Origin of the sequence: Synechococcus sp. HJ21-Hayes (genome assembly GCF_024345835.1) — a bacterium.
In the GTDB taxonomy this organism is placed as follows: Bacteria; Cyanobacteriota; Cyanobacteriia; order PCC-6307; family Cyanobiaceae; genus Vulcanococcus.
Genome location: NZ_JAGQBW010000039.1, coordinates 1 through 5,499 on the forward strand (window position 1 = coordinate 1; position 5,499 = coordinate 5,499).

Sequence of the window (5,499 nt, forward strand, 5' to 3'; positions counted from 1 at the left end):
TCTAGCTTTTTTAAGTTAGGGTTTAATCAAGAGGACTGGTCTACAACGGAGAGTTTGATCCTGGCTCAGGATGAACGCTGGCGGCGTGCTTAACACATGCAAGTCGAACGAACCTTCGGGTTAGTGGCGGACGGGTGAGTAACGCGTGAGAATCTGCCCTCAGGAGGGGGATAACGGTTGGAAACGACCGCTAATACCCCATATGCCGCGAGGTGAAATGAATTTCGCCTGAGGATGAGCTCGCGTCTGATTAGCTAGTTGGTGGGGTAAGAGCCTACCAAGGCTTCGATCAGTAGCTGGTCTGAGAGGATGATCAGCCACACTGGGACTGAGACACGGCCCAGACTCCTACGGGAGGCAGCAGTGGGGAATTTTCCGCAATGGGCGAAAGCCTGACGGAGCAACGCCGCGTGAGGGATGAAGGCCTCTGGGCTGTAAACCTCTTTTATCAAGGAAGAAGATCTGACGGTACTTGATGAATAAGCCACGGCTAATTCCGTGCCAGCAGCCGCGGTAATACGGGAGTGGCAAGCGTTATCCGGAATTATTGGGCGTAAAGCGTCCGCAGGCGGTCTTACAAGTCTGTCGTTAAAGCGTGGAGCTTAACTCCATTTCGGCGATGGAAACTGTAAGACTAGAGTGTGGTAGGGGCAGAGGGAATTCCCGGTGTAGCGGTGAAATGCGTAGATATCGGGAAGAACACCAGTGGCGAAGGCGCTCTGCTGGGCCATAACTGACGCTCATGGACGAAAGCTAGGGGAGCGAAAGGGATTAGATACCCCTGTAGTCCTAGCCGTAAACGATGAACACTAGGTGTCGGGGGAATCGACCCCCTCGGTGTCGTAGCCAACGCGTTAAGTGTTCCGCCTGGGGAGTACGCACGCAAGTGTGAAACTCAAAGGAATTGACGGGGGCCCGCACAAGCGGTGGAGTATGTGGTTTAATTCGATGCAACGCGAAGAACCTTACCAGGGTTTGACATCCTGCGAATCCCTTGGAAACTTGGGAGTGCCTTCGGGAGCGCAGTGACAGGTGGTGCATGGCTGTCGTCAGCTCGTGTCGTGAGATGTTGGGTTAAGTCCCGCAACGAGCGCAACCCACGTCTTTAGTTGCCAGCATTCAGTTGGGCACTCTAGAGAGACCGCCGGTGATAAACCGGAGGAAGGTGTGGATGACGTCAAGTCATCATGCCCCTTACATCCTGGGCTACACACGTACTACAATGCTACGGACAAAGGGCAGCAAACTCGCGAGAGCTAGCCAATCCCATAAACCGTGGCTCAGTTCAGATCGTAGGCTGCAACTCGCCTACGTGAAGGAGGAATCGCTAGTAATCGCAGGTCAGCATACTGCGGTGAATACGTTCCCGGGCCTTGTACACACCGCCCGTCACACCATGGAAGTTGGCCACGCCCGAAGTCGTTACTCCAACCCTTGTGGAGGAGGATGCCGAAGGTGGGGCTGATGACTGGGGTGAAGTCGTAACAAGGTAGCCGTACCGGAAGGTGCGGCTGGATCACCTCCTAACAGGGAGACAACAACTGATCGTGATGTCTGAGTTTTTTATTCTTAGGCCATGATCCTGTCATCTCGAAGGTCGATCGGTACCTCAACTTGAGGGAAGAGAAGGGCTGAGCAATCAGTCTGGAGACTTACCCATCAATTTCAGTTCCTAAACTTTGTCTAGGTCACCCCACAGAGGGTAAAGCCGAGAATGTGTGCAGCAGTGTACATGTTGAATCTGGCCAGCCGAAAGGCGAGCTGGAAGCGGCATCAACTCCTGGGCCATTAGCTCAGGTGGTTAGAGCGCACCCCTGATAAGGGTGAGGTCCCTGGTTCAAGTCCAGGATGGCCCATTCGTGTTTGGGGGTTTAGCTCAGTTGGTAGAGCGCCTGCTTTGCAAGCAGGATGTCAGCGGTTCGAGTCCGCTAACCTCCATCCAATGATAGTGTGCCCCAAGCAACGATTTTAAAGGAGTTGCTGGTGAGGTGATTTAGATGGTTGACGCTGAGTCATATGACTCCAGCCTCGTATCATTCTTGGTTGTGACCAAGTTGTTACGATGCTGGACTCAATGCGTTCTGGAGACAGATTGCATTAGAGAATCAGCAGAACCTTGACAACTGCATAGGTGAGTCTGGAAAGAATAAGCATCTCATGGATGCTGACTCGAGAGAGTCAGTGATTCTGTTTTGAGAGCCGAGACCTTCTAGCGTTCTTACTGAGGCGCCGAGCCGAAGTGAGTCTGATCCTTGTTTGCATGCAAACTTGAGAGAATAGGCCTCAACAGCCTGAAGCGTTAGGAGTGAATATTGGTCAAGCTACAAAGGGCTCACGGTGGATACCTTGGCACACAGAGGCGATGAAGGACGTGGTTACCTGCGATAAGTCTCGGGGAGCTGGAAACACGCTTTGATCCGGGAATTTCCGAATGGGGCAACCCCTAGAACGGCTACCTGAATCCATAGGGTAGCTCGAGCCAACCCAGCGAACTGAAACATCTTAGTAGCTGGAGGAAAGGAAAGTAAAAACGACTCCCTAAGTAGCGGCGAGCGAACGGGGAAGAGCCTAAACCGATGGTTTCGACCATCGGGGTTGTGGGACAGCAACGTGGACCAACAAACCTAGAAGAAGCGTTTGAATGGCGCGCCATAGAGGGTGAAAGCCCCGTATTCGAAAGGAGAGTTGGCCTAGCTGTATCCCGAGTAGCACGGAGCACGTGAAATTCCGTGTGAATCTGCGAGGACCACCTCGTAAGGCTAAGTACTCCTGTGTGACCGATAGCGCAACAGTACCGCGAGGGAAAGGTGAAAAGAACCCCGGGAGGGGAGTGAAATAGAACATGAAACCGTGAGCTTACAAGCAATGGGAGCCCGACTGATCGGGTGACCGTGTGCCTGTTGAAGAATGAGCCGGCGACTTATAGGCACTGGCAGGTTAAACCGGGAATGGTGGAGCCATAGCGAAAGCGAGTCTGAATAGGGCGATCGTCAGTGTTTATAGACCCGAACCCGGGTGATCTAACCATGGCCAGGATGAAGCTTGGGTGATACCAAGTGGAGGTCCGAACCGACTGATGTTGAAAAATCAGCGGATGAGCTGTGGTTAGGGGTGAAATGCCAATCGAACCCGGAGCTAGCTGGTTCTCCCCGAAATACGTTGAGGCGTAGCGTCTAGTGCTCCAGCAGGGGGGTAAAGCCACCATTTCGGTGCGGGCTGCGAGAGCGGTACCAAATCGAGATGAACTCTGAATACCCTGTGTGTAACTAGGCAGTCAGACTGTGGGGGATAAGCTCCATGGTCGAAAGGGAAACAGCCCAGACCGCCAGCTAAGGTCCCCAAATCAACACTAAGTGATAAAGGAGGTGGGATTGCCCAGACAACCAGGAGGTTTGCCTAGAAGCAGCCATCCTCAAAGGAGTGCGTAATAGCTCACTGGTCGAGCGATCCTGCGCCGAAAATGAACGGGGCTAAGTGTTGTACCGAAGCTGCGGATTAAACTTGTTTAATGGTAGGGGAGCGTTCCATGTGGGGTGAAGCGTTAGCGTAAGCGGGCGTGGACTGCATGGAAGTGAGAATGTCGGCTTGAGTAGCGAAAACATGGGTGAGAATCCCATGCCCCGAAACCCTAAGGGTTCCTCCGGCAGGCTCGTCCGCGGAGGGTTAGTCAGGACCTAAGGCGAGGCCGAAAGGCGTAGTCGATGGACAACAGGTCAACATTCCTGTACCGATGATGTTTTGGGAAGGGGGACGGAGAAGGCTAGCCAAGCCAGATGTTGGTTACTGGTCCAAGCGTTCGAGGCGTTGAGAACCGGCGAAAACGGTTTGAGCTGAGGCGTGAGTGCGAGCTGCTACGGCAGCGAAGTTGGTGACGTCAAGCTTCCAAGAAAAGCCCTATACCCGTTAAGGCATCATTGCCTGTACCCGAAACCGACACAGGTGGGGTGGTAGAGAATACCGAGGGGCGCGAGGTAACTCTCTCTAAGGAACTCGGCAAAATGACCCCGTAACTTCGGGAGAAGGGGTGCCACCGCAAGGTGGTCGCAGTGAATAGGCCCAGGCGACTGTTTACCAAAAACACAGGTCTCCGCTAAGTCGCAAGACGATGTATGGGGGCTGACGCCTGCCCAGTGCCGGAAGGTTAAGGAAGCTGGTCAGCGAAAGCGAAGCTAGCGACTGAAGCCCCGGTGAACGGCGGCCGTAACTATAACGGTCCTAAGGTAGCGAAATTCCTTGTCGGGTAAGTTCCGACCCGCACGAAAGGCGTAACGATCTGGGCGCTGTCTCGGAGAGAGGCTCGGCGAAATAGAATTGTCTGTGAAGATGCGGACTACGTGCACCTGGACAGAAAGACCCTATGAAGCTTTACTGTAGCTTGGTATTGTGTCCGGGCTCTGAATGCGCAGGATAGGTGGGAGGCTTTGATCAACAGCTTGCGGGTTGTTGTGAGCCAACGGTGAGATACCACTCTTTCAGAGCTAGGATTCTAACGGTCACCCGTCATCCGGGGACCGGACAGTATCTGGTGGGCAGTTTGACTGGGGCGGTCGCCTCCTAAAAGGTAACGGAGGCGCGCAAAGGTTTGCTCAGGCTGGTTGGAAATCAGCCGACGAGTGTAAAAGCAGAAGCAAGCTTGACTGTGAGACCAACAAGTCGAACAGGGGGGAAACCCGGCTTTAGTGATCCGACGGTTCTGAGTGGAAGGGCCGTCGCTCAACGGATAAAAGTTACTCTAGGGATAACAGGCTGATCTCCCCCAAGAGTTCACATCGACGGGGAGGTTTGGCACCTCGATGTCGGCTCATCGCAACCTGGGGCTGAAGTCGGTCCCAAGGGTTGGGCTGTTCGCCCATTAAAGCGGTACGCGAGCTGGGTTCAGAACGTCGTGAGACAGTTCGGTCCATATCCGGTGCATGCGCAGGAATATTGAGAGGATTTCTCCCTAGTACGAGAGGACCGGGAGGAACGCACCTCTGGTGTACCAGTTATCGTGCCAACGGTAAACGCTGGGTAGCCATGTGCGGAGAGGATAACCGCTGAAAGCATCTAAGTGGGAAGCCCACCTCAAGATGAGTATTCCCATGGCATAAGCCAGTAAGGTCACGGGAAGAACACCCGTTGATAGGCTCTATGTGGAAGCGCAGTAATGCGTGAAGCAGAGGAGTACTAATAGACCGAGGGCTTGACCAAATCAAAGCTCTTAAGGCATCAGCAGCTGAGCTGTTGATGAGCGCTTATTCAGTCCGGAGACGGCGAAAGCCGTTAACCTATGCAGTTCTCAGGGTTCAACCTGGGAGCAAATCTATCCTGGTGTCCATGGCGCAGTGGAACCACTCCGATCCATCTCGAACTCGGTTGTGAAACGCTGCAGCGGCGACGATATTTGGGGGGTAGCCCCCTGAGAAAATAGCTCGATGCCAGGTAAAACATTTGCTCCGCTGACCAGTGTGTCAGCCCTTTACCAGTAGTACTGGCTTGAAGCCTGCTGCTGGAGAGATA

Annotated in this window: 2 tRNA genes and 3 rRNA genes; all 5 read left to right on the plus strand. The window is 53.7% G+C overall.

Features of this window, described 5'->3' with window-relative positions:
• Positions 1–42: 42 nt before the first annotated feature.
• Positions 43–1,527 (plus strand): 16S ribosomal RNA (locus KBZ14_RS15690).
• A 255-nt stretch (positions 1,528–1,782) separates the two neighbouring features.
• Positions 1,783–1,856: transfer RNA gene (locus tag KBZ14_RS15695), tRNA-Ile, on the plus strand.
• A 9-nt stretch (positions 1,857–1,865) separates the two neighbouring features.
• Positions 1,866–1,938: transfer RNA gene (locus KBZ14_RS15700), tRNA-Ala, on the plus strand.
• A gap of 376 nt (positions 1,939–2,314) precedes the next feature.
• Positions 2,315–5,190: ribosomal RNA gene (locus KBZ14_RS15705) — 23S ribosomal RNA — on the plus strand.
• A gap of 116 nt (positions 5,191–5,306) precedes the next feature.
• Positions 5,307–5,423, plus strand: a 5S ribosomal RNA gene (gene rrf / locus KBZ14_RS15710).
• The 16S, 23S and 5S rRNA genes sit together here with 2 tRNA genes alongside, the layout of an rRNA operon.
• Positions 5,424–5,499 lie beyond the last annotated feature (76 nt).